The organism is Desulfosporosinus sp. FKA, from assembly GCF_002196785.1.
GTDB classification, from domain to species: Bacteria; Bacillota; Desulfitobacteriia; order Desulfitobacteriales; family Desulfitobacteriaceae; genus Desulfosporosinus; species Desulfosporosinus acididurans.
The window spans coordinates 236,268-258,956 of record NZ_NAHZ01000031.1 but is presented as its reverse complement, the minus strand read 5'-3'; the positions used below and the strand labels follow the sequence as shown (position 1 = coordinate 258,956).

Annotated in this window: 20 protein-coding genes; 6 read left to right on the top strand and 14 right to left on the bottom strand. The window is 41.8% G+C overall.

From position 1 onward, the window contains the following. Positions 1-53 precede the first annotated feature (53 nt). The 7 genes from B5771_RS16265 to B5771_RS16235 form a co-directional block, all read right to left on the bottom strand. A complete protein-coding gene (locus B5771_RS16265; RefSeq protein ID WP_088188482.1) occupies positions 54-2,708 on the bottom strand; it encodes an FtsX-like permease family protein in 2,655 nt (884 codons plus the stop codon). Further along, positions 2,702-3,367: an ABC transporter ATP-binding protein gene (locus B5771_RS16260; protein ID WP_088188481.1), complete on the bottom strand. Its 666-nt coding sequence runs from the start codon at positions 3,365-3,367 to the stop codon at positions 2,702-2,704. Before B5771_RS16260 ends, B5771_RS16265 begins: the two co-directional genes overlap by 7 nt. Beyond that, positions 3,360-4,025, bottom strand: coding sequence for an ABC transporter ATP-binding protein (locus B5771_RS16255; RefSeq protein ID WP_047809955.1), 666 nt, complete (start codon positions 4,023-4,025; stop codon positions 3,360-3,362). The genes B5771_RS16260 and B5771_RS16255 overlap by 8 nt, the downstream gene beginning before the upstream one ends. A 1-nt stretch (position 4,026) precedes the next feature. After that, complete coding sequence (locus B5771_RS16250) at positions 4,027-4,698, bottom strand: PsbP-related protein (RefSeq protein ID WP_088188480.1); 672 nt, start codon at positions 4,696-4,698, stop codon at positions 4,027-4,029. Positions 4,699-4,876: 178 nt separating this feature from the next. After that, entirely contained in the window at positions 4,877-5,155 is a 279-nt protein-coding gene (locus B5771_RS16245) for a hypothetical protein (protein WP_088188479.1), read from the bottom strand. Positions 5,156-5,182: 27 nt separating this feature from the next. Then, entirely contained in the window at positions 5,183-6,121 is a 939-nt protein-coding gene (locus B5771_RS16240) for an AEC family transporter (protein ID WP_088188478.1), read from the bottom strand. Positions 6,122-6,510: 389 nt separating this feature from the next. Beyond that, positions 6,511-7,392 (bottom strand): hypothetical protein, encoded by an 882-nt coding sequence (locus B5771_RS16235; RefSeq protein WP_088188477.1) that lies wholly within the window; start codon positions 7,390-7,392, stop codon positions 6,511-6,513. Between the two features lie 378 nt (positions 7,393-7,770). On the opposite strand from B5771_RS16235, the gene B5771_RS16230 reads away from it, so the two are divergent. From B5771_RS16230 to B5771_RS16205, 6 genes are all read left to right on the top strand, one after another. Next, complete coding sequence (locus B5771_RS16230) at positions 7,771-8,643, top strand: decaprenyl-phosphate phosphoribosyltransferase (protein ID WP_088188476.1); 873 nt, start codon at positions 7,771-7,773, stop codon at positions 8,641-8,643. Further along, the gene (locus B5771_RS16225) at positions 8,640-9,608 is read left to right on the top strand and encodes a lysylphosphatidylglycerol synthase transmembrane domain-containing protein (RefSeq protein WP_088188475.1); all 969 of its coding nucleotides are present in this window, start codon (positions 8,640-8,642) and stop codon (positions 9,606-9,608) included. Before B5771_RS16230 ends, B5771_RS16225 begins: the two co-directional genes overlap by 4 nt. Positions 9,609-9,643: 35 nt before the next feature. Then, a complete protein-coding gene (locus B5771_RS16220) occupies positions 9,644-10,936 on the top strand; it encodes an FAD-binding oxidoreductase (protein ID WP_088188474.1) in 1,293 nt (430 codons plus the stop codon). Further along, positions 10,933-11,688 (top strand): SDR family oxidoreductase, encoded by a 756-nt coding sequence (locus tag B5771_RS16215; RefSeq protein ID WP_088188473.1) that lies wholly within the window; start codon positions 10,933-10,935, stop codon positions 11,686-11,688. Before B5771_RS16220 ends, B5771_RS16215 begins: the two co-directional genes overlap by 4 nt. Positions 11,689-11,742: 54 nt before the next feature. After that, the gene (locus B5771_RS16210; protein ID WP_088188472.1) at positions 11,743-13,458 is read left to right on the top strand and encodes a phosphodiester glycosidase family protein; all 1,716 of its coding nucleotides are present in this window, start codon (positions 11,743-11,745) and stop codon (positions 13,456-13,458) included. Positions 13,459-13,719: 261 nt separating this feature from the next. Then, complete coding sequence (locus B5771_RS16205) at positions 13,720-14,298, top strand: Uma2 family endonuclease (protein WP_088188471.1); 579 nt, start codon at positions 13,720-13,722, stop codon at positions 14,296-14,298. 255 nt (positions 14,299-14,553) lie between these two features. Here B5771_RS16205 and B5771_RS16200 read toward each other — a convergent pair whose 3' ends face one another. The 7 genes from B5771_RS16200 to B5771_RS16175 form a co-directional block, all read right to left on the bottom strand. After that, the gene (locus tag B5771_RS16200; protein WP_088188470.1) at positions 14,554-15,573 is read right to left on the bottom strand and encodes an efflux RND transporter periplasmic adaptor subunit; all 1,020 of its coding nucleotides are present in this window, start codon (positions 15,571-15,573) and stop codon (positions 14,554-14,556) included. Continuing rightward, complete coding sequence (locus tag B5771_RS16195; protein WP_088188469.1) at positions 15,549-16,238, bottom strand: ABC transporter ATP-binding protein; 690 nt, start codon at positions 16,236-16,238, stop codon at positions 15,549-15,551. Before B5771_RS16195 ends, B5771_RS16200 begins: the two co-directional genes overlap by 25 nt. Positions 16,239-16,285: 47 nt before the next feature. Beyond that, on the bottom strand, positions 16,286-18,796 hold the full coding sequence (locus B5771_RS16190; protein ID WP_088188468.1) for an FtsX-like permease family protein: 2,511 nt from the start codon (positions 18,794-18,796) through the stop codon (positions 16,286-16,288). A 424-nt stretch (positions 18,797-19,220) separates the two neighbouring features. Further along, on the bottom strand, positions 19,221-19,373 hold the full coding sequence (locus B5771_RS24580) for a hypothetical protein (RefSeq protein WP_207652708.1): 153 nt from the start codon (positions 19,371-19,373) through the stop codon (positions 19,221-19,223). A 36-nt stretch (positions 19,374-19,409) separates the two neighbouring features. Next, positions 19,410-20,261 (bottom strand): hypothetical protein, encoded by an 852-nt coding sequence (locus B5771_RS16185; protein ID WP_088188467.1) that lies wholly within the window; start codon positions 20,259-20,261, stop codon positions 19,410-19,412. A gap of 210 nt (positions 20,262-20,471) precedes the next feature. Next, a complete protein-coding gene (locus B5771_RS16180; RefSeq protein WP_088188466.1) occupies positions 20,472-21,164 on the bottom strand; it encodes a response regulator transcription factor in 693 nt (230 codons plus the stop codon). 1 nt (position 21,165) lies between these two features. Continuing rightward, positions 21,166-22,614 carry a HAMP domain-containing sensor histidine kinase gene (locus B5771_RS16175; protein WP_088188465.1) on the bottom strand — a complete coding sequence of 483 codons (1,449 nt, stop codon included), beginning with the start codon at positions 22,612-22,614 and terminating at the stop codon, positions 21,166-21,168. Positions 22,615-22,689 lie beyond the last annotated feature (75 nt).

Here is a 22,689-nt window from a genome sequence, read left to right as displayed (position 1 = left end):
TAGGTTTCGTTTTAATAAATCGCGCCGTCTAGGGTTCGCACTCTATAAATCAGTTAGAGACCACGCATCTCCTCAATTGTCGGCCGGTGAAATAGACGGTTTGTACAGAAAATTGCAGCTGCCGTAGAAGAAATAGCTGCTGCCGCCAATAATACCAGATAACCCCAAGGTATAGAGAGGATCTCAGGCGGAGGGTCGAAGACTCCCGTTAGCACCTTGACCAACATTTCGGCCACCCCAAGGCCCAATATGACACCCAAAAGGCTGCCCCCTGTTAAGATAACAAGGCCTTCACTCCAAACAAATGCTCCGAGCTGTCTCTTCTTAGCTCCTAAAGCGGCGAGTACAGCCAAGGTCCGCCGCCGTTCAGCCAGACCGAGAGCTAGGATCAGACCCGTTGAGGCTGCGGCCAACAGCACAGCAAATCCCAATTCCAGCCGCGTAAGTCCATGCAGATCCACGGCCGTCAAACCGGAACTGATAGTACGTTGAGTGGAATTAATATCAGTCACCTTGGCACCGGCCAATGAACTTACCACAGTTTTTGCCCGGGAAGCAAGGGCCTCAGGATTCCCCTTTGCCCGCATCAAAACAATTTCTGAGGCATCTGATCCGGTTTGCTGCCCAATATAACTCCTATTGGCCACCAAAAATGAGTCTTTCGGTGCCGTGGGAAATTCCCGCACAATCCCGATAAAATGAAACGGTACTACATGATACTGATGATCTTTAATATTCTGGAGACGAAGATTAATCTTATCACCGAGTTTAAGTTGGTAATCTTTTACCGTTTCTTCCGAGACCAAAACTCCGTCCGGTTGTTTGGATAACTTCGCCAAAGTTCCCTGGGCGTTTCCTCCCACAAAATAAGCATTGGCAATATTCGTTGCTTGACCGATAGTTTGCGGATCAATGCCGTACATATCCTGTAAATCGTTGCCTACATAGACCAAACGATGCTGCATCGGCTGGATAGCAGCAACCCCGGGCAACGCTTGTAATTCTCCGAATCGCGTACTGGGGGCGGACATTATTGAACCGGTAACGGTTACATCAGCACCATTCGTCAATTCAGCATCAACATGAGACTGGGCATTGTATGTGGTATTGAAAACCGCCGTCGATACGGCAAAGGATACCGCTAACGCTACTAAGATAATCCCGCGGACAATAAGTAATCTTTGCCGGGATAATGATGATGACACCACGCCGGAAAGCTCACGGGCAACAGGATTAAGCATCCGGGCCAGTATCTTGCGCCCTCCGGACATCCATGCTTCCAGAAAGCGAGTCGAAAATAAAACTGCGCCAAGCCAAAAACACAAGGGAGCCACAAAGGCTTCATAATTCACCGACGTTGTCGTGATCCCTTCCGGAGCCAGAACGACCTGATAACCTGTACTAGCCGTTCGCCAAAACTCAACCCCGGAGATAACCAACAGGAGAATATCCAAATAAACTTTCTGCCATAGAGCTTTGCGCCCTCGACCCACTGTCGCTTGCGCCGACACTACGGTGGAATGGTGTATCTCTTTCCAAGCAGGATAGAGAATGGCAGCGATGGCTAAGGCGAAACCCATAAGGGATGCACTTACGGTCCAGAACAAAGCACTTTTGCCTATCAGTTCATTTCCCGGCAGAAACATCCTATTAATCGCAAGGGTCAGAACATTACCGAGTACCACACCTCCAAGCGCCACAATCAGAGCTTCAATAGCCTCCAGCCCTATAATGGTCTGCACAGAGGCTCCTCTTATCCTCAGCAGAGCTTGTTCCTTACGCCGCCGATTCGCTCCTGATGACGCAATAGCCATGGTTAGCAGAACAGCCAGAATAGCCCCCGGCAAACCCAAAAACAAAAAGAGTACGTTTCCATAAGCCGCATCCGCTTGAACACTCCCGAGGCGGGTCGCCAAAATATTCCCTACGATGCCCCGGCCGGCGATTCTGGCTTCCAGATTGTGCGCCAATTGCTGCACAAATTGATTGGCGGCAGCGGGATCAGCCGGTAAAACATGGCCAATTCGGACATGAAATTGGGTATGTACAGAATCAGGCCGCACCGCAGCCTGCGGTCCAAAAATTCTTTGCCACTGAGCATCGGGAAGCAGAAGTACATTATCCGGGGGAGCTTGTGGTGCTGCTCCCGCCGGCAAGCCGATGGCTTGAAAGAGGGAATCTGCGTTAGGGAGATCCACAACGCCATCCACAATTACCTCGCTGGGAGGCAGCCCGACTCTTTCAATGCTCACCCGATCACCCGGCTTGACATGTAAGTTAGCTGCTGTTTGCTGGGCAACAAGCACCCCCTGATTCGCCCCCACGAGCTGCCGAAATTCCAGGGGAAAGTTGGCGCGGTAGGCTGCACTGATTCCCAGCACTTTGCCTGGCCCCGTTGTTTGCACAGTCCCGCCAGCAGTGGCGATTAATCCTTTGACATCAGCATATCCTACTTGTTCTAAAGCCGTATAAGGCGTTACCTTACCAATAGACGCTTTAACGGCCTTGGCATCCGAAGGATGGGAAAGTTGAATTTGCCAGTCTGCAGGAACCTCTTGGACAGCTCGCTGGGTCATGGAAGCACCGGCAGAAGCAATAAAAGCTCCCAGAGAAGCCAGCAAGGCGACGGTAAGCGCAACGCCGCTGATAGAACCCAGCAAACGTCCTTGACGATACGTTAAAATCCCCTTAAACCATGTTCTCAACATGTCACTACCTCCATCACACCGTGCTGCATCTGCCAGATTGTATTCATCCGCTCGGCAATGGCCTGATCATGAGTTGCCACCACCAGGGCCGTTTCAGATCCTTCCAGTGAGTCAAGCAGCACGTCAAACAAATGTTGAGCTGTGGGATGATCCAGCTGACCCGTTGGTTCATCAGCCAAAATAAGCTGCGGCCGGGAGGCCAAGGCTCGAGCTACCGCCACGCGCTGGGCCTGACCACCGGAAAGTTCCTCGGGAAGCTTATCGGCAATGGTATTCAGCCTCATCCTATTCAGAGTTTCTAAGGCAGCTTTGCGGGCTTTGGTTGCTTCAATTTGTCCCAGAAGCAGGGGCAGTTCAACATTTTCCACCACGGTCAGCGGCGGCAATAAACTCTGCATCTGAAAAATAAAACTGATTTTTTGCGGACGAAGATTCTCGCAAGTTCCTAATCCTGGCCAGGAGATACTCCCTGTACTTGGTTGATCCAACCCTCCCATCAGATGCAGCAAGGTGGACTTGCCGCTGCCGGAAGGACCTACCAGAGCAATTCGATCCCCTGGTTTTACAGAACAAGTTGCCGATACTAAGGCAGTCTCCTCTGCATCTCCGCGCCAATAAATCTTACCAATGTTTTGCAGTTCAACGAGGGACTCAATCATACTTAACAATCCTCCCGTCAAATACCCTGAGAATGCGATTAGCGTGAGCTGCCAAGGCTTCACTATGAGTTGCTATAATTGCAGCACCGCCGTTCTGGCGGTAATTTTCGAAGAGATCCAAAATCTTTTTCTCCGTCTCTGCATCGACTTCACCCGTCGGCTCATCAGCCATGAGTACCTTCGGGCTGTTGGCGAGAGCTACGGCCAGAGCAGCTCTGGCAAGTTCCCCGCCAGAAATCCGAGAAGGGCGGGACTCCCGCCGTTTATCCAAGCCAACCTGATTCAAAAGCAAGGTCAGACGTTCTTCATCGACTTTGTGTCCCAATTGCATTTGCAAACGAATATTCTCTTCCACAGACAGATGATTGAATAGATTTCCTGACTGAAGTACGATTCCTATCTCTTGAGCACGAATAGCAGCTCGTTCCGCTTCCGGTCTTCTGGTAATACGTTTGCCTAATAATTCCACATATCCGCCGTCCGGTTCATCCAAACCGGCCAGACAAGCCATCAAGGTCGATTTCCCGCTCCCGGAAGGTCCCATCACAGCCACAATTTCGCCGGAATCCACATGGATATTTGCTCCGCGTAAGGCCAGGGTTTCTTCCTCTCCGGTATGATAAAAGCGATAGAGATCAAACGCGTCAATGATTCTCATATTACCTCCACGTAAAGCTTGCAGACATCCGGTTCCACTGGTCCACATTATCAGCGCCCTGCGGTGCCCAAAGGGTTAAAGCTGCTAGCTTGCCATTCTTATAAAAGAGATACCGATTGTTCTCCAATCTTACCTGCTTACCGGTTACCGGATCAGGGTCTGAATTCGAGTCATACGTCATTAAAATTGCCGTACCGCTGGATAAATGCACTTGTTTCACACTTTTGATGGAAACGGCCCTCCCTGTTTTCTGCAGTTCCGCCGCCTGATTTTTATTCACGCTCGCCACAGTAGGTTGGGATGGTTCTTGGCTAACGACAACCTGTACACCATTCAATTTATCCTGGAATAAAACATTACTGCCCTTAATCGTGCGCCCCCATCCTTCCGGCACGACAAGATCATACCCGCCCGAAGAAGAAGTATACTTTACAAAGGCCTGTGTATCCGGAATATCACCTGTCGGGTTTTTTTCCGGTGCCACAGGTTTTTCTGAGTTTGATCCTGTCATGGCACCCTTTGGCGGCGGCTGAGTTGTACCGGTGTTATTTGCAGACGACATGGCTTTGGGTGCCATGTGAGGAGCCGGAGAACTATTCGTTCCACAGCCGCCGAGTAACGCAGTCATCGAAATCGCAGCAACAGCAATGACCAATCCTATTGATTTAGACATAAGTACCTCCTTGCTTCTCGATAGTTTTCCATTGTTTGCATCGTCTCCTTTCGGATTTAATTTATCATTGCCAGATTAAAGAACGATGAACGAAGGATTTAAAATGGATAAAGAAAAAACTGGACTCCCGTTGGAATCCAGTTAAATAATATGATGAGTGAACGTGAGCCCCTCCCACTTATAGAAGTGGGAGTCGATCAATAACGCCGAAGACTTCAAGACCATGTCCCGGAATTTCGCGAGAACGGGCCGCATCAACCCGGTAGAAGCCATTATATTGGGCTCCAGGATCCTGGCCTCCATGTCCGGCATCAATTACAATTGTTTTATTCTTTAGGCCTTCTCCCAAAACGGCAATAAATTTAACCGAGCTCGAAAGTAATGAAATTATTGTAAACAAACAGAGAAATACCGATAAAGGTTGGCGTATTAACACAATAACAGGGCGACTTCGCAACCTTCCCACCACCTTCTAAATACAGACTTAACGAACAATTAGAAGTAGTCCCGGATAAATAATCACTAAATAAACAATTGTCGTTGAAATAAAAGCGGCCATAGCCAAATTAACATTGAGTTTATGTAGTTTGGCTGTCACAACCGCATTTATTGCCGTCGGAGAACATGAGAGAATTAACATAATCTTCAGGAATTCGGGATCTGAGATTAATCTCCTGGCAATAAGATAAACGACAATGGGCGTTACTAAAAATTTAATAGTTATCAATTTCCAGATATTATGCCAATATTCCCTCATTTGACTATAATTTAATGAATACCCTATGGGAAGCAAATACAACCAAGATCGAATGTGAATTGTGTAATTAAAGATATTTCCAAATATCATAAGCCGAGGATACTTAAATACATTAAGCAAAAGCCCTAATAGGATTCCTAAAACTGGAACTTGTTTCGGAGTAAAGATAACATCTTTAAGAGCTAGTCGTGACACTTTGTTTTTGCTTGCCTGGTAATAATATTGAGCCATTGGAAAACAAAACATATAAAGGATAATATGTGAAGGGAGCATTACCAATTGTGCGAGCGCATACCCCTTTTCTCGGAATAAAATATAAACAGAGATAGCACCAATTACTCCAATATTTGATAACAAGGTTGACAATATATAACTTCCTTGTTCTAATGGATTTCTATAAGTAAATTTAGCTGTTAGATAGGCAAATACACCAGGGATAAAGTGAATAAGAAACCCTAAAATCGGAATCCATATCAATTCCGGATTCAATTGGATTTTCCAAAAACTTAATACGTTTAGAAATGTAGACACTACAAATAGGTTTAGGAATATCATTTGATCAAATAACTCTGGCAAAACATTCTTCCATTTCTGAAGTTTATGCCCAATAAGTATGGGCAATATAATATCAGTCACAAAAGAGAACATTTTTAGAATAATATCCATAATCTTACTCCAAATTTCTCTATCAACAACCCATACTTTTACTTTCCTCAATCCTTGATACTTTGGCCGTATGTTTAGAACTATGCTGCATATTAAGTATTAAGTATTAAAAGTATTATAGATATTGCCATAACTGCAAACTTTTAAATTTAATCGAACACCTAACTCCGATCAGTAGAATATAAATGGACAATAAAAACCCTCCGTAAAGGAGGGCTATCTTGTTATATTGATTGTATTTTATCTAAGATCTATAGTATGTGATTCAATAGAACTAATCCTCATTCCTGAGTGTCACCGATAAATAAACGACGAATATGACTATGAGTATCGTTAATACCGCCACGACAATCCCATCACCATATTATTGCCTTTCTTTAACCAAATGCTCAGAGGTTATCTGTTTGCTCTGTTTCATTTGATTCGGAACTTGTTACAAAACCGATATTCTCACCAATAGCAATAAGGTTCTGATCTCTCTTTGTTATAGTTAGAAAAATTACAATGCTCAATATTGCGATGAGAAATATTGAACTGGTATCAATTGTTCCTAAAGAAAGTCCTCCGGCACTTCGAGATTGTGAAAGAAAATCGCCCAAAGATGCCCCAAGAGGACGGGTTAATATATAAGCGATCCAGAATGCAAGAACTGAATTAATCTTCAAGCGATAGAAAGCAAATATTACTACCCCTATTAAACCAGCAAACATAAGGGCTGATTTCCAATAACCTAAATTTAGCTGCTCTGCTATAAGATCGCCTGCCGCAGTCCCCAAGGCAAACGTAAATAGAATTGCTGACCAATAAAAGGCCTCTCTTTTAGTTGTGTAGATAGAATGAATTGATAATGTCTTTTCATTGGCATACCAAACAACAAAAGTTGCGATGAGAGCCACAGAAAACACGATAGTCGTTATTTCTAAAGGTACTCCAAAATGGTCCACAAGGTTATCGGTTATTAGTGTGCCCACAACACTAATTAGAACAACTGAAAGCCAGTATACACTTGGCACGTATTTTTTTAATTTAAACTGAAAGAATAAAGTAATCATCAAAAGACCGCTCATTATAAATGTTGTAATAGTCAACCCTAAATTTAGGTTTGAGTTCAAAAAATCAGCGGCTGTTTCACCGACAGTTGTTGCCAAAACCTTAATCACCCAAAAGAAAACGGTAATTTCAGGAACTTTATTCAGCATCTTCCTTATAGGCTGAGAGGATTTTACTTCATTGAATTTTTTTTTATCGTTGATAAATCCATTAGTCTTCATAGACAACGCCCCTTTTTATGTATTTTTTTCTATTCTACCCAAATAATTAAGGAGATAATCCATTTGATTATCTCCTTAATTTTGGGGTGCCTTTTACAATATTTAACCAAGTAATTCATCTCATTTTACAACATAATCTTGGCAACGGGGAAGAAAGATTACAAGACCATGAAAATATTATTTCCTTATTCATAACTATTTCAGTCTTTTGAAGTCATAAGAAAACGAGGCTAAAGCATTTGTTGCTCAAGCCTCGTTTATTTATCCATTATTAATTACAATTTAATCCTCTCTTAATGTTTAAACTCTAGACTGAATTAGAAGAATTCGTCCGCGAAGCAAATCCAACAAGAATTTCAGGAGGAGACTATAGTTGTAATGAATTTTCTAAGATTATTGCGACCGCATCAATGGATTAAGAATAGTTTCGTTTTGCTGGGTATGATGTTTTCTAAACAGTGGGACATGGCAACTTTATTTCCTGCCTTTGTTGCTTTTGGAGCATTTTGTTCTATTGCGAGCAGCATCTATGTCTTTAATGATTTACAGGATATTGAGGCAGACAGCCAACATCCTACAAAAAAAGCGCGACCTCTCGCGAGCGGCCTGATTTCCCCTCGAAGTGGCTGGATGATCACGGGCGGACTAGTTGCAATAGCCTTGTTGCTTGCTGCAGTATCAGGAAAATGGGTCGTGTTGTTTATTGTTATTTATGCAGTGTTAAATATCGCTTACACGCTTCGCCTAAAACAAGTTGCCGTTCTGGATGTGTTTATTATTTCCGCGGGTTTCATGCTGCGTATTCTTGCCGGAACAATCGGTCTCGGCATATCTCCCTCATCTTGGTTATTGCTCTGTGGGTTTATGCTCTCTCTCTTTCTAGGCTTTGCCAAGCGTCGGGCTGAATTTTTTACTCTTGAAAACTGCGGGTTATCCGAGACCAAAAATCTAACGCGACAGGTCCTAAGAGACTATAGCCCCATGATGATTGACCAGTTTATGGCAGTCAGTGCTGCCTGCACCATTCTATGTTATGGCCTCTATACCGTTAATTCAGAAACGGTCGCTCGATATGGCACTACAGCCTTAATCTATACGTTACCTTTCGTGGTTTATGGTGTTTTTCGTTATATCTTTCTATTACATCGACGCGGTAAGGGTAACGACACAGCGCTTGATCTCTATTCAGACCCCCACCTATTAGTAACCGTTTTAATCTGGGGACTAGTAACTGTGGTGATCATAGCATGATCATATCTGGATTTAGCAAACGACGATTATACAGCCTTATCCTTTTCTTCGTTTTGGTGTTGGCAAGTTGTCTGATCATTGCCCAATGGGATAGAGAAAAAATTATCTCAGCAATTCAATCCATCGGTCTGACATGGCTTTGTTTGCTCCTTATGCTTTCACTTCTAAATTATGTTCTTCGGATTATTCGCTGGCAAAACTACCTTAGGTTCCTTGGCGCAAATCTCCCCGTCACTTTGAGTGCTTTGATTTATGTAACGGGTTTTGCCCTTACGATGACACCTGGCAAAGCCGGAGAATTGTATCGCGGTGTTTTTCTTAAGACTTATGGCGTAACCTATGCCGACAGCATTGCAGTTTTTGTAAGCGAGCGCATTTCTGATTTGTCGGCAATTCTTCTGCTGATAATACTGGGTATATTCCGCCAACTCCACTGGTTCATGATAATTTCGCTGATAATCGTTGCTGTGATTATCAGCCGTGTTTTATTGCCACACACTAAGTTCCTTTTAAAATTCCTTGGCAATTTATCCAGACATATATACTGCCCATCCAAAGTAAGGCGGCGTTGGCTAACACTGCTCATAGAAGCGAGGCGCTGTCATAGTCCGCGTATCCTAATCAGTGCAACGTTTTTATCACTTCTCGCCTGGTCCTCTGAAGCAGTTGCTTTTTATCTTCTTCTTTACAAATTAGGGTTCAGTGCGGGCCTGCTTTTTGCCCTTTATGTATATGCGCTGGCAACATTAGCAGGGGCAATAAGTTTCCTGCCGGGAGGGCTTGGCGGTACAGAGGCAGTTATGACTGGTTTACTTCTTATAAATGGAATGCCTGCAACACAGGCCATAGCGGCGACTGTTATAATTCGCCTGACCACTTTATGGTTTGCCGTATTTTTAGGTGTGATAGCTTTAGTTCTTGGCAAACGAGTGCTAGTTTCCGGCACTGAACAGCCGGGCAACTAATTCAATAAATTATTGTAAAGGATGGTATACAACAAATGGATCTTTCCTGGAATCGATTCCCTCGTTTAAAGCATCGTGGAGTCTTTAACTTATCTGAAGGTTTTGTCAGCTTACCACGCACTGAGTCATTCTGTCTCCCCTACGGAAACGGCCGTAGTTATGGTGATGTCTGTCTGAATGAAGATGGAGTGCTGTTGAATACACGACAATTAAATCATTTTATTCACTTTGACCAAACAACGGGCCGCCTTCGATGTGAAGCCGGGGTTTTGCTAAAGGAAATTCTCGAATTGGTTGTACCGCAAAATTGGTTTTTACCCGTAACGCCTGGGACCCAGTTTATTACAATTGGCGGAGCTATCGCCAACGATGTACATGGCAAAAATCATCACTGTGCCGGCTCTTTCGGAAACCACGTGATCCGTCTGGAATTACTGCGTTCTGATGGACAGCGAATTGTCTGCAGCATGGAGAAGGCCAAAGATTGGTTCACGGCAACCATTGGCGGCTTAGGACTGACAGGCCTGATTACTTGGGCGGAGATACAGCTGATCCCCGTGAATAACCCCTGGATATTAGCTCAATCCCGACGCTTTTCCAGCCTGGATGAATTTTGGGAGATTAATAGCGAGGCCGAGCATCGCTGGCCTTATACTGTTGCCTGGTATGACTGCCTCTCGGCAGGACGCGGCCAAGGCCGGGGTGTGTATATATCCGGGCAGCACGCGGCTGAGACAGATAAGTTCCCCCCACGCCACCCTAAGTCGCTGCGCTTCCCATTTGACCCGTCATTTTCGTTAATTAATCCTCTCAGTCTGAGACTGATTAATACTGTTTATTACCATAAGCCGATCAAGGATATGCCATCATTATCTCATTACGAGCCCTTTTTTTATCCCCTTGACGGAGTGCTTGATTGGAATCGTATCTATGGAAAAAAAGGATTTTTCCAATATCAATGCATTCTGCCGCCGGAGGACGCTCAGGACGGAATAAAAGCCATGTCGAAAAAGATTGCTGCCAGCGGACAAGGTTCGTTCCTTGCCGTTCTAAAAACTTTTGGGAATATACCTTCGAGAGGTTTAATGTCCTTTGCTCGCCCGGGCGTCACACTAGCTCTAGATTTCCCCAATCATGGTCAAACAACGCTGCGTCTATTCAAAGAATTAGACGCCATTGTGTCTGAAGCTCAAGGTGTTCTTAATCCTTCGAAAGATGCACGCATGTCGGCTCAAATGTTCAAGAGCGGTTTTCCGCGGTGGGAACAGTTTGCCGACTTCATTGATCCAAAGTTCTCATCCAGTTTTTGGAGGAGAGTCACACAATGAGTAAGCGGCAGAGAATTGTTATATTCGGCGCTACATCAGCAATAGCAAGCGCATGTGCCCGCCAATGGGCGAAGCAAGGCAACAGCATTTTTCTGATAGGGCGCAGTCAAGAAAAGCTGATGGCGCTTCTCAGCGATCTTCGGCAAAACGTTTCTTTTGAACAAACGATTGAAGGGGTAATAGCCGATTTAAACGAATTCAGTCTCCATGAAACTCTCCTTTCACAAGCGGAACAAGTCCTCGGAGGAATAGATATAGTACTCATCGCTCATGGAACTCTACCCGACCAACAGGCCTGCGAACAGTCTGTGGATTTGACTATGCAAGAGATTCGCACCAATGCCCTGAGCGTCATCGCCTTACTCATTATCTTAGCTAATCGTTTGGAGACGCAAGGAAACGGCACTTTAGCCGTGATAACTTCGGTTGCCGGGGATCGCGGTCGAGGGAGCAATTATGTGTATGGTTCTGCCAAAGGCATGGTTACCCTATTTTTGCAAGGTCTTCGCAACCGCCTTGTCCGGCGGGGAGTCAATGTTATCACTATTAAACCCGGCTTCGTGGACACACCGATGACCGCTCATTTTGCCAAGAAAGGTGTCTTATGGTCAAAGCCTGATCATATCGCTGTCGGTATTGTAACAGGCATTGCCAAAAAACGAAATGTTGTCTATTTACCAAATCTCTGGCGCTGGATCATGCTCATTATCCAGCACATACCCGAAAGTATTTTTAAAAGGCTAAATCTCTGAGGATAATGTCCGAAAACATCTTAAAATAGCTCCATCAAATATGAAGGTGAAAGAATGAATAATAGCCGAGTCTTGAGAATCAATGGAAGAAGATACAAATTGAATTTGAAACGTTTTCTTTTGACAACATTAATTTTTTTTTCAATATTAGGTACAATAGCTGCCACATCAATTCAGCGGATTAATAATTATGACCCAGTGACTCCCATTAACCTCTCAAAAGAAACGGCCAGGCAATTTATCCAGCTATTAGATTCTACAAAACAATACCATGTTTCTTCTAATGCTTCAAACAACACTCCGCCCATCTACGCTCTTGGCAATAATGGAATAATTAAGAAGATATTGGTCAACGCACGAAAAGTCAGCAAAACGAACCAAATCTATGTCTTTAGAACACCATATCAAAACGGCCGCTATTCCATTACCCTGCCGCCGGAATCCTTAAGCAACGGGCCGCAGGTCAATGATTCAGCGCTGACTATGGCGTATCCTTTTATGTTTTATGTCAGCTCCTTTAATGGACAACCCCAGTCTATTAATGCCTATAACTTGCAAAACAACAAAAAAAATATATTTGCATTTTCTAACGTTGTCAAAAACGCAAATATCCTACCTGTTAACAAAAATCAAGTAAAAGTACGATTGGTTGAGAATGCCGGAAAGACGGCGAAGGTTTTTCTTACTATTAATAAGAATACTGTTTCCAGCAGTTCGCCTAATGACTTGCAATATATGGCTCCTCCCTCCGATAACACGTCACCCTTTATTCGATTGGTCGAAGGAGTAAAGCGAATCATGGGCAATAGCACAGTGGCCTTTTTAGAAAACACCTGGTATCAAACTAAAGACTTTATTACAAATCTATTTTACTCAACAAAGAAGAGGAATCAACATAATGACTCAACCCGTTCCGGAGGCACAGCTACAGCTGATTCCCAAAAACAGGTCTTGCCAATCTCTAAAATCCCACCTCAGACACTACCCGTTTCAGACAACAGCCCACCTCTCGTAAAGTCAATAGTCTATCCGGATCCCTCTCGCTCCTATATTCGAGTTAGCTTAGTAAAGATTAACCCGAAACTGGTCGGCTTCCATCTTGCAGCGGGTACAAAAGACCCCGTCTCGGTTACGGGCATTCATGGGACCGGTATGATACCAATGTCTGTGCAGCGACAGAATAATCTGATAGGAGACTTTAATGCTGGCTTCCAAGCTAGAGATGGAGTCTATGGCTTCATGGCTGATAACCAAATCTATCAGCTGCCAAAAATAGGGCTGGCAACCTTTTGCATCTATAAGGATGGAAAAATTGATATTGGCTCTTGGGGTAAGGAAATAAGTTCTACAACCAATATGATTTCTCTGAGACAAAACTTGCCAATGTTGATAGACAACGGTAAGCTTAATCCCCTTATTTCTGATCAGGCAAAATGGGGCGCAACAGTTAATAATGCTGTCCGGGTGTGGCGCTCTGGCATCGGGATTGACGGACAAGGGAAAATTATTTATGCCGCCGGTAATAACCTCACAGCAGAAACCCTAGCCCATGCTTTACTTAGTGCCGGAAGCATTAGGGCAATGGAGCTCGATATAAACAGTTATTGGGTTACATTTAATTTCCTGAATCATGCTTCCGGCAGCAGCAATGGTTCCTTGGTTGGAACAAAGCTCGACCCCTCGATGACTAGATCACCCTACCGCTATTTATCGCCTGACACAAGAGACTTTTTCTATCTAACTCTTAAAACGCCTGCACATCCATCTTAAGAATAAGGAAATCGATGTCAAGAATCTCTATACTAGTTTCTCAATGCAAGTTTTGTAAAAATAATGAAGTGATTGCACAAACATAGATAGTCAAAAATTTTATACTCTAATTCTTTACCATCTTTCTTGCTTATGAGAAAGGCATCCGTAAAATCTTTTGGCGATTTTGTGTAGAGGACAGGATGACTATATTGACCCTTGTTCCAACAATAACGATGTGTTACCATAGGTAATAACTGGTATTATGAGGAGGTTGTATCCTTGAGTGAGACTGTACAGCGTTCTGAACAATTGTTCACATACCAAGATTACCTTACATGGCCAATAAATGAGCGCTGGGAATTGCTTAATGGACGGGCTTATAATATGACCCCAGCCCCATCGCGCCGGCATCAGGAAATTTCCGGACAGCTGCTTACTCTTTTTAATAACTATTTAAAAGGTAAAACTTGCCGGGTTTATGCAGCACCCTTCGATGTACGCTTACCCCTACTAGAAGAGAGCGATGAACAAACTTCAACCGTGGTTCAACCGGATTTATCAGTAATATGTGATAAGACCAAATTAGACCATCGCGGCTGCAAGGGAAGTCCTGACTTGGTTGTGGAGATTACTTCACCTTCCACTTTTCAAAAGGACCTGAAGGAGAAGTTCCTTCTGTACGAAAGAGTAGGTGTTCGAGAGTACTGGATCGTTTACCCAGAGGAAAGTACTATAAGCGTATTTTTTCTTACCAATGAGGGTAAATACAGCAGACCGGAAGTGTACACCGTGCAAGATTCAATTGCGGTGGGTATTTTCGGAGATCTTACAATAGAACTTCCGGAAGTCTTTGCCTAACGATGCACCTCCTTTTCTGAAATGGGTGCATTTGTCTGGTACTGCTCCCAATGCTCCGCACAAACGGAATGAACACCCAAGCGAAGAAGCGTATGGATTGGTAAAAAAAGGTCGATAATATAATTGCTTTTACTGTCGTGCAGTTTAGGGCAACGCAGGAGTGCGACCCGAGCGGCTCGGTGGGTTTGGCGAAGTAACAGGGCGACGTACAAACGTCGCTTTTGTCGTTTCTTTCACTTTGGAATCTCCTATAATTCATTGATTGATTTTCACATCCACATTGAAGCCTGGCAGTAAAAAACCATCACTATTGTTAAATGAAATATCAACGGGAACATCCGTCTCACCATTATTCACAACAGCCCTATCTGAAATTCTGATAACCTTTCCTTTAATTGTTTTTGATTTATCTGCCTGAGGAATTATGTCTACATCTGCACTCATCTTCACACTTTTTATGAATTCTTCCGGAATATTTGCTTCGACAATTAAACTGTCCAAATTTAAGAGACTTAGAACTTTTTTATCTGGGCTAACTATATCTCCAGGCACATATCCTATGTCATAGACGATCCCATGATTGACATTAGAGATAATATCACTGCCTTTGATATAGGACTTATTCAGTTTGTCCTTCATTACAGCCAAATCTGATTGTAAAATCGCCAAATCGGCTTTCTTGGAATCAACCGTCTGTTGTTTCTCATACTTCAAAGTATCAATTGACGATTTGATATCCTCAACATCGTTTCTCTTGGCATCAACTGTTTTTTTAGATTGATCAAGGTCATATTTGGAAATACCCCCTGACTTGAAAAGCGTTTGCTGCGCAGCATATTCCGACTGAACTTGATTATATAAATCTTGGGCATTTTTCAAATCGTTAAGGAGCTTTTGCAAATCAGGAGCATTACTCGTGTTCAAATAATCATTTTGAATTTCTTCGATATCATGGCTTTCGGAACTTATGCTCATTTCCTTGCTTTTAATCTGATCTTCAAACTCTGTCAAATTTAAAGTTACCAATGAATCCTGATTCTTTACCTTTTGCCCCTCGACAACATTTATTGTTTTAACAGCAGCAGGAAAATCTACCGTGATATTCTTGATATCCGTGGCTTTTACAACGCCAAACCCATCGACTGTTTTCGTTGATTTCACAGTTCCGCTCTTGACTGTTACGCTTTTGGCCGCATTATTGGTACCGCATCCGGAAACTGACATCGTCAAGGCCACGACAAGAGCTAATATTATTCTTCGTTTGATTGTTGACACACCCTTCCATCGAGCAAATTAATCGTTCTATTCCCGTATTCTGCTGATTCACTTGAATGGGTAACCTGAATGATTGTCTTAGACTTTTCTAAATTAATTCTTTTAAGCAACCTCATAACTTCTATTCCTGTTTTACTGTCCAAGTTCCCTATCGGTTCATCCGCTAAGATAATCTCAGGATCATTAATTAAGGCTCTGGCTATAGCTACCCTCTGCTGCTGCCCGCCGGAGAGTTCTCTCGGGGTATGATTTTTTCTATCGGCAAGTCCAATCAACTCAAGAAGCTCTTTTAAACGTTCGTGATATTTTTTGGCTTTTTTCCCGTCTAATAAGATGGGCAATAATACATTTTCTTCGACACTAAGATTTGGAACTAGATTGTAAAACTGAAAAACAAACCCTAAATCTCTTCGTCTCATGGCACTCTCTGCTTTATCCGACATGCTTGATAGCTCTTTGTCATTAATTTTTATACTGCCGGAAGTGGGTCTATCAAGTCCGCCTAACAGATAAAGCAGTGTGCTTTTGCCTGAACCTGAAGGCCCCATGATCGATACGAATTCGCCCTTATTAATAGAAATATTGATGTCTTTTAAAATCTCAACATTTAAGGTTCCCATGGTATAAGCCTTGAATAAATTCTGCGTAACAATGACCTGATTCATATTTCCCTCCCTAATGCAGCTATTTAAATTAATAGGGTGACTTATGGTTATTCAAATTTAATAGACTGAATAATGCTATTCTTGGAAGCCTTTAAAGCGGGGCTTACAGAAGCAATAACTGCAACAGCGAAGCTGACAATAATTGATGCAGCCATATAACTTAAGGAGTATTGCATGACAATCCTCATACTGATCGCTTGCAAAATATACGTCATATTATTTGCCAGGAGTATTCCGGCAAGGACTCCTGTGATGCCTCCCAAAATCCCCACTGTTGCAGATTCAATTAATATCATTTTCATCATTTGGAGTTTATTCATGCCCACAGACCTCAAAATTCCCAATGAACGTCTTCTCGAAATAAAACCGATAATGAAGTTATTGAAAATCCCAATAAGCCCGATAAACATAGCCAACACCAAGAAGCCCGTCAATATGCTAAGAATTGGATTTATCTTATGCAAAATACCCACCTGCTCTTCTTGCCTTGTTTGTATACTGAAATGATATTGCCCGTAGTCGTTTTTAATGGCATTTTCCACATCACGTGGATTTTTAGAAGTCTTGACAAGAATTTTTGCATTATATTGCCCACCGGTATCCGCTTGAAAGTATTTCTCAGAAACCAAAGCGATATCGCCAAAGCTCTCTGCGGTATTATAAAAGCCAATGACCGTATAGGGAATAGACCCTTTATCTTCGGACATTTTCAAGTCAAGTACGTCGCCTATCTTCAGATTAAATTTGTCACGCAACGTATACGTCAGCAGGATGCTTCTTTCCGATTCCAATTGCTTCAGCTCATCTGTGAGGTTCATATCTGAATCAATTCTCATATAATCTAAATGTTTTGTGATATCTATCCCAGCGATAGTTCCAATACTTCCATTTTTATTCGTAATTTTTATATCGTCCTTCTCAAAATACCTGTACACACCGGTTACGCCATCAACGCTATAAAGTAAGTGTTCAAGGTTTTTATCCACATTATTATCCATCTTTTCGATTAATACATCGAATTTCTGGTAATCAACGTAAATACTGACCAGCTGTTTTGATAAAGAACTGCAAAAGGTGTTGACCATCAAGAGGCTTGCTCCCCCGATAATCAGAAGGGATAAACTTGTCATCATGCTTTTATTGTCCCGCAGGTTTTTTAAAGCAAGAGTCCCTATATTTCCAAATACCAAGGTATAGATCCCTTCCGTTAGTTTAATAAACCATGCGATTAGATACGGAACCAGCAAAAAAATTCCGGCTATCGAGATAACAAGGCAAGCAGTATCCGCAACGATGGCCATTTTCCCGAAGGCGAACTTTGGCACGACAATGGACGTCGTAAGGAAAAGCAAGCCTAGTACGACATTGATTAGTTTCTTGTCTTTAACTTTTTCAACTGAATTTAAGACAATATCCTTGACAGGAATTCTTGAAACCTGAATGATAGGCAAGAGAGAACTGAATAGACATAGGATAAAGGCGAAAATTAAGGTGCTTAGCAATAAGAGCGGATTGACCTGAACAGAAACGCCGGCACCTTGGGCAAAACCGCTTGAGATGGCGGATGACATTAAGTAAAGTAATCCTATCCCCACTCCACAGCCAAGCAAACCTCCAATAGCACCATATAAGGCGCTTTCGAGAAGAAGGATAAAATTCGTTGTTCTTCTCGTAGCTCCAATGCTGCGTAACGTTCCGATAACAGGCAGCCTCTCTGCGATGATCACTTTAAATGAAGAATAAATGATAAACATGCACATAAAGGTTACGATGGCAACAACTAATTTAAACGGGGTAATGATCTGATTCGTCAGACTGGCGATCTGCTCCGGTGAAAATGCTTCCTTTACGTCGTATTTGTTGTACACTTGAGAAAGAGAATTAATCACTTGCGGCAAATCAGCTGATTTTTTTACTTTGACGTAGGCGCAATTAACCTTGCCTTCCTCCGAATATAACTTTCCGAGAACATCTTTGGGCACAATAGCATTAAGGCCTTTGCTTTCATCGCTAAAAATTCCTACCGGATTTGCAATACCACATATTAAAAACCTCTGTTTATTGGAATTGATCGTTAAATCCAGGGTATCCCCAGCTTTTAAGCCATACTGCGAGGCAGTATTTTGGCTGATAATTATTTTTTTACCTACGAAAGAATTTAAATGATAGGTTGCGGAAAAAGAAATAGGGTTCCACCTTTGAAGATCTTCCAAAGTGATTCCTTCAAGGTTAATAGCAACGGATTGTTCATTGATCACTGGTTTGTAATCAGCAGATTTATTAATAGTACCAATAACGTACTGGGTTTGGTCACTATAATCTTGAGCGTATCTTAGGCTAAAAAACTGCGAAGGAGATTTCATGTTTGCCTTAATAATTATGTCTGATGTTCCAACGGACAATCTTAGCATTTCATCATACATTTTAGATATTGAAGCAGCAAAAGCATTTGCTGAAAAGAAAAGTCCTGAAGAAATCAGTATCGATAAGATAATTAATAACGTTCGGGATTTCTTTTCACTAATATTTTTCAACACAAATTTCAAAATCAGACCCAAGGTTTAACCTCCCATTTTGGGCTGCGGATAGCCTCTTGCGAATGACGATCTTATCTTTCCGCTCAATATATAATACAAGATAGGAATAACTTGCTAATAAAGAAGAGATAAACTTTTAATAAATCAAAAATAAACTGAAAATAAACAAGCGTTCAGGTGTCAACGTCCAGTATGATGCTGGATTTTCAGTCATCATTAACTGATCTCCTTACCAGAGCCCAACAAATGCTATCTATTGTTTTCGACGGACTTTGTTATAAAAAACTAGGCGCTCATCTTAAAGCGCCTAGTTTATCTTTATATATTAATTTTCACTAAAGGCAATAATCCTGCTGTCATACTGGCTCCGGAACGAAAGAAGCCTGGAACCAAAGCCAAAGCTTGAAATATTGTTACATTGCTGAACATATTGGTAATATGTTTTTCAAAAACATCCTAAAGAAAAATCTTTAACTTTGTCATTTTGGTACTGTAACAATCCTGTCTGTCGTAACATATCTTCAATGCGAGGGGCTTTTATCTCTGGATAAAACCATGGGATATTTCCTCCTAATCCTGAGAGGATGGCATCAGCCATCCTCTTCGATAATCTGCAAGGATTATTTTTCACGTCCTAGTTTATAGTTGTGACTTGTTGACCAGTGGTGTTGATCGTATCAATTTGGGTGTTTCCAACATTCGTAATTTTCGTATTCAGATTCATATCCAATTCATGGGAGACACCCTTGACATCGTTACCTGTGATTGCAATTGTAAAGGAATTGGCCTCAAGTGTACTTCCATTCACCGTTGCGGTCATGGCGAGAGACTTTATATCAATATTGTTAAGCTTTGGCATTTTAGCCAGCACTGGTTTCAGGATTGCATCCTTTCCTTGTAGATCGTTAGCGTTCAAATCTTCCGCCTGGTTACTTCTTTCTGCGGCTGCAGAGATGGCTAATCTGGCGAGTTCCGGGATTTGAGCACCTTCAAGTTTCACACTGATTGTTTGCCCATTTTCAACAAACTGATTTTTAACGTCGCCGACTAAAGTATCTGCTAGAATCCCCGCCAGTTTTACAGTACTGCTGGATGCAGTGAGGTTTTCTCTGGAATCAAATTTTGATTTTTCTTCACTTTTTTTCCCGCTAAAATACTTGCCATTAGCTTCGGTAAGGTAATTTCCGTTTGCTTCGCTTGTTTCATAAGTTTGGGTTATTCCGTCCACTATAATGCTGGTTTTTGAAGACTCATTTTTGTTGTCCATCTTTTTCAGGCTTTTCCCCGAAAGAATGATTACCCCGTTGTCCTGTACTTCATATTGTGCGTTAATCGTTGCATTTTTGGTGAGCATTGCAGTGGTAAGAGCTGCTTTATAATCTGCATATCCAGACCCCGTATTTGCTAAGGTTGTTGCGCTTAAGGACAAAAGCAAACACCCAGTTGCAGCTGTAACTGCCATTGTCTTGTATCCTATAGTTTTCATGGACCTACTCTCCTTTTAGCTTAAGTATGTTTGTTTAACAGCTTAATTGAATTGTACAAAAGAGAGATAACCTTCGAATAAAGAAGTAATAAACTTTTAGTTAAGCAAAAATAAATTTTATATAAACTAGAATATAAAGAAAATCTCATTGCCAAATTACAATGAGATTTTCTTTACTGTTAACGAATACCTATAAAAGAAAAGTAAGAGTCAGATCTTAAACCGATATCCTGCGCCCCATATTGTTTCAATATAGCTGGGATCACCACTATCCTCTTCAATTTTTTCTCTTAACCGATTAATGTGCACAATGACCGTAGCAACGTCCCCCATGGCATTCATACCCCAAATACGGCTAAATAAAGTCTCCTTTGTAAAAACAATATTAGGATTCGACGCTAAAAACAAGAGCAGCTCAAACTCCTTCGTGGTAAGTTTTATTTCCTCATCACCGACATAAACACGCCATGCTTTTGGCAGAATTCTTAGTTTACCAACAATAATCTCCTCCTGAGACGTTTGCTTATCGGCAGAAGTCAACCTTTCATAACGAGATAAATGAGCATTCACTCGTGCTACCAGCTCTGCTGGATCAAACGGCTTCACAATATAATCATCTGCGCCTAAGCCCAGACCCCTTATTTTGTCGATGGATTCTTTTTTAGCAGTTACCATCAAAATTGGAATGTCTGTTTTTGTTCTTATTTCACGGCATAATTCAAAACCATTCTTGCCGGGCAACATTAGATCAAGCAAAATTAAATCGAAATCCTTACTAGTTGCAATTTCCAGGCCCTCATCCCCATCTGCAGCAATTTCGATTTTGAATCCGTTGATTTCAAGATAATCTCTTTCAAGCTCGGCAATCGCTTTATCATCTTCAATGATTAAAATATGTTTCACTTTATCCCTCCACAACCGGTAATTTAATCGTAATAGCAAGACCATTTTTGTTTTGAGCCATAATGCTGCCATGATGTGCTTTGACAATCCGTTCTGCTATAGACAGACCTAAGCCGCTGCTTTCCGTGGGATTGTTGCGAGAAACATCACCTCGATAAAAACTAGTGAATAACTTCGGCAGGATTTCCTCCGGGACGCCCTGCCCGTCATCGCATATCTCGATCACAATCTCATGTCCTTGCTTGCTTACCACGAAGTCAACAGAGCATTTATCTAAAGGCTTGTATTTTGCACTGTTTTCCAAAATATTATTAAACACGCGGTTCATTTGATCGGAATCAATTTTCAGTACCGTATCAGATATACAACGATTATAATAGGATATTTTCAGACCGCGTCTTTCATAGTCCACAATTATATGGTTTAATAGCTCATCAAAATATTCCTTGCAATTGACTTTTTGAAAATAAAAAGGAAGATGCCCCGTATCCAATTTCGAAAAGAGAAACAAACGATCAACTAATACATCCATTTCGCAAGCTTTTTTGTAAATAATATCATAATAGCGTTGTTGCTTTTCCGGGGTATTGGCAACGCTGTCCTTGAGTCCTTTAACATATCCTTTAATCGCCGTTAAAGGAGTTCTTAAATCATGTGAAATTCCTGCAACAAGCTCTTTACGATCTTCTTCATATTTAAGCTGCGCCTGAATTGATTGATGCAGTCTGGCCCTCATTTCATCAAAATTAGATATCGCAGATCCGAATTCATCCCTATTCTCATACTTAATCTCAAAATCAAGATTACCGTTTTTAATTTGTTCTGCTCCATAATTAAGCATATCAAGGGGAACAATAATTTTTTTAAATATTTTTGCAGAAATAATGCCATTTGTCACAGAAATAATGAGAATTGACAAAACAAAAACAATGGTGATATAGACACCCAGAACCTTTAATCGAGCCTGCCACTCAGTAGGCTTTATCAGATAATCTGGGTTGATACTTGTTATTGTAAATATATGACTATCTTTTTGAAAGGTATAATGGATTAACAAAGAATGGCCGGACTGTACCATAAACGATTTTAGTTTAAAGATCTTATCACCGTCGATGGCTGTTGAAAGTATTTCAACTTCTCTTGTGAAATTGGTAGCGACCGTTTGATTATCACGAGTAATCGTACTGTAAAAACCGTTCTCCAATAGACGCTTCTGCAACTCTGACTGCAACTTAGCAAAATCGTCTGCAGTTTGTGAGAATTGCATTCGATTAGAATACTCTGCAATCATACTTTGAGTTTTGAAATAATTTTCCCCGTCATCTCCTAATTCTCCTTTAGATATTTTCGTGTAAGACAAGTAAACAATTCCCGTAACAATCATGATCATTATTGCAGGAACAATTATCATAAGAATATTTGATATAAAAATTCGTTTCTTTATCAGCAACAGACTTCTCCCCCCTTATGAAGATTTATTGAATGGCATCTTCTAAGAATGATGCGATTATTATCTCAAACTATT

What these genes read in the sequence shown, in the direction of transcription:
- B5771_RS16220 (WP_088188474.1), top strand. Translation starts at nt 9,644, where the DNA reads ATGGATCTTTCCTGGAATCGATTCCCTCGTTTAAAGCATCGTGGAGTC.
- B5771_RS16260 (WP_088188481.1), bottom strand. Translation starts at nt 3,367, where the DNA reads ATGATTGAGTCCCTCGTTGAACTGCAAAACATTGGTAAGATTTATTGG.
- B5771_RS16250 (WP_088188480.1), bottom strand. Translation starts at nt 4,698, where the DNA reads ATGTCTAAATCAATAGGATTGGTCATTGCTGTTGCTGCGATTTCGATG.
- B5771_RS16215 (WP_088188473.1), top strand. Translation starts at nt 10,933, where the DNA reads ATGAGTAAGCGGCAGAGAATTGTTATATTCGGCGCTACATCAGCAATA.
- B5771_RS16210 (WP_088188472.1), top strand. Translation starts at nt 11,743, where the DNA reads ATGAATAATAGCCGAGTCTTGAGAATCAATGGAAGAAGATACAAATTG.
- B5771_RS16255 (WP_047809955.1), bottom strand. Translation starts at nt 4,025, where the DNA reads ATGAGAATCATTGACGCGTTTGATCTCTATCGCTTTTATCATACCGGA.
- B5771_RS24580 (WP_207652708.1), bottom strand. Translation starts at nt 19,373, where the DNA reads ATGGCTGATGCCATCCTCTCAGGATTAGGAGGAAATATCCCATGGTTT.
- B5771_RS16195 (WP_088188469.1), bottom strand. Translation starts at nt 16,238, where the DNA reads ATGAATCAGGTCATTGTTACGCAGAATTTATTCAAGGCTTATACCATG.
- B5771_RS16230 (WP_088188476.1), top strand. Translation starts at nt 7,771, where the DNA reads ATGAATTTTCTAAGATTATTGCGACCGCATCAATGGATTAAGAATAGT.
- B5771_RS16240 (WP_088188478.1), bottom strand. Translation starts at nt 6,121, where the DNA reads ATGGATATTATTCTAAAAATGTTCTCTTTTGTGACTGATATTATATTG.
- B5771_RS16225 (WP_088188475.1), top strand. Translation starts at nt 8,640, where the DNA reads ATGATCATATCTGGATTTAGCAAACGACGATTATACAGCCTTATCCTT.
- B5771_RS16185 (WP_088188467.1), bottom strand. Translation starts at nt 20,261, where the DNA reads ATGAAAACTATAGGATACAAGACAATGGCAGTTACAGCTGCAACTGGG.
- B5771_RS16265 (WP_088188482.1), bottom strand. Translation starts at nt 2,708, where the DNA reads ATGTTGAGAACATGGTTTAAGGGGATTTTAACGTATCGTCAAGGACGT.
- B5771_RS16235 (WP_088188477.1), bottom strand. Translation starts at nt 7,392, where the DNA reads ATGAAGACTAATGGATTTATCAACGATAAAAAAAAATTCAATGAAGTA.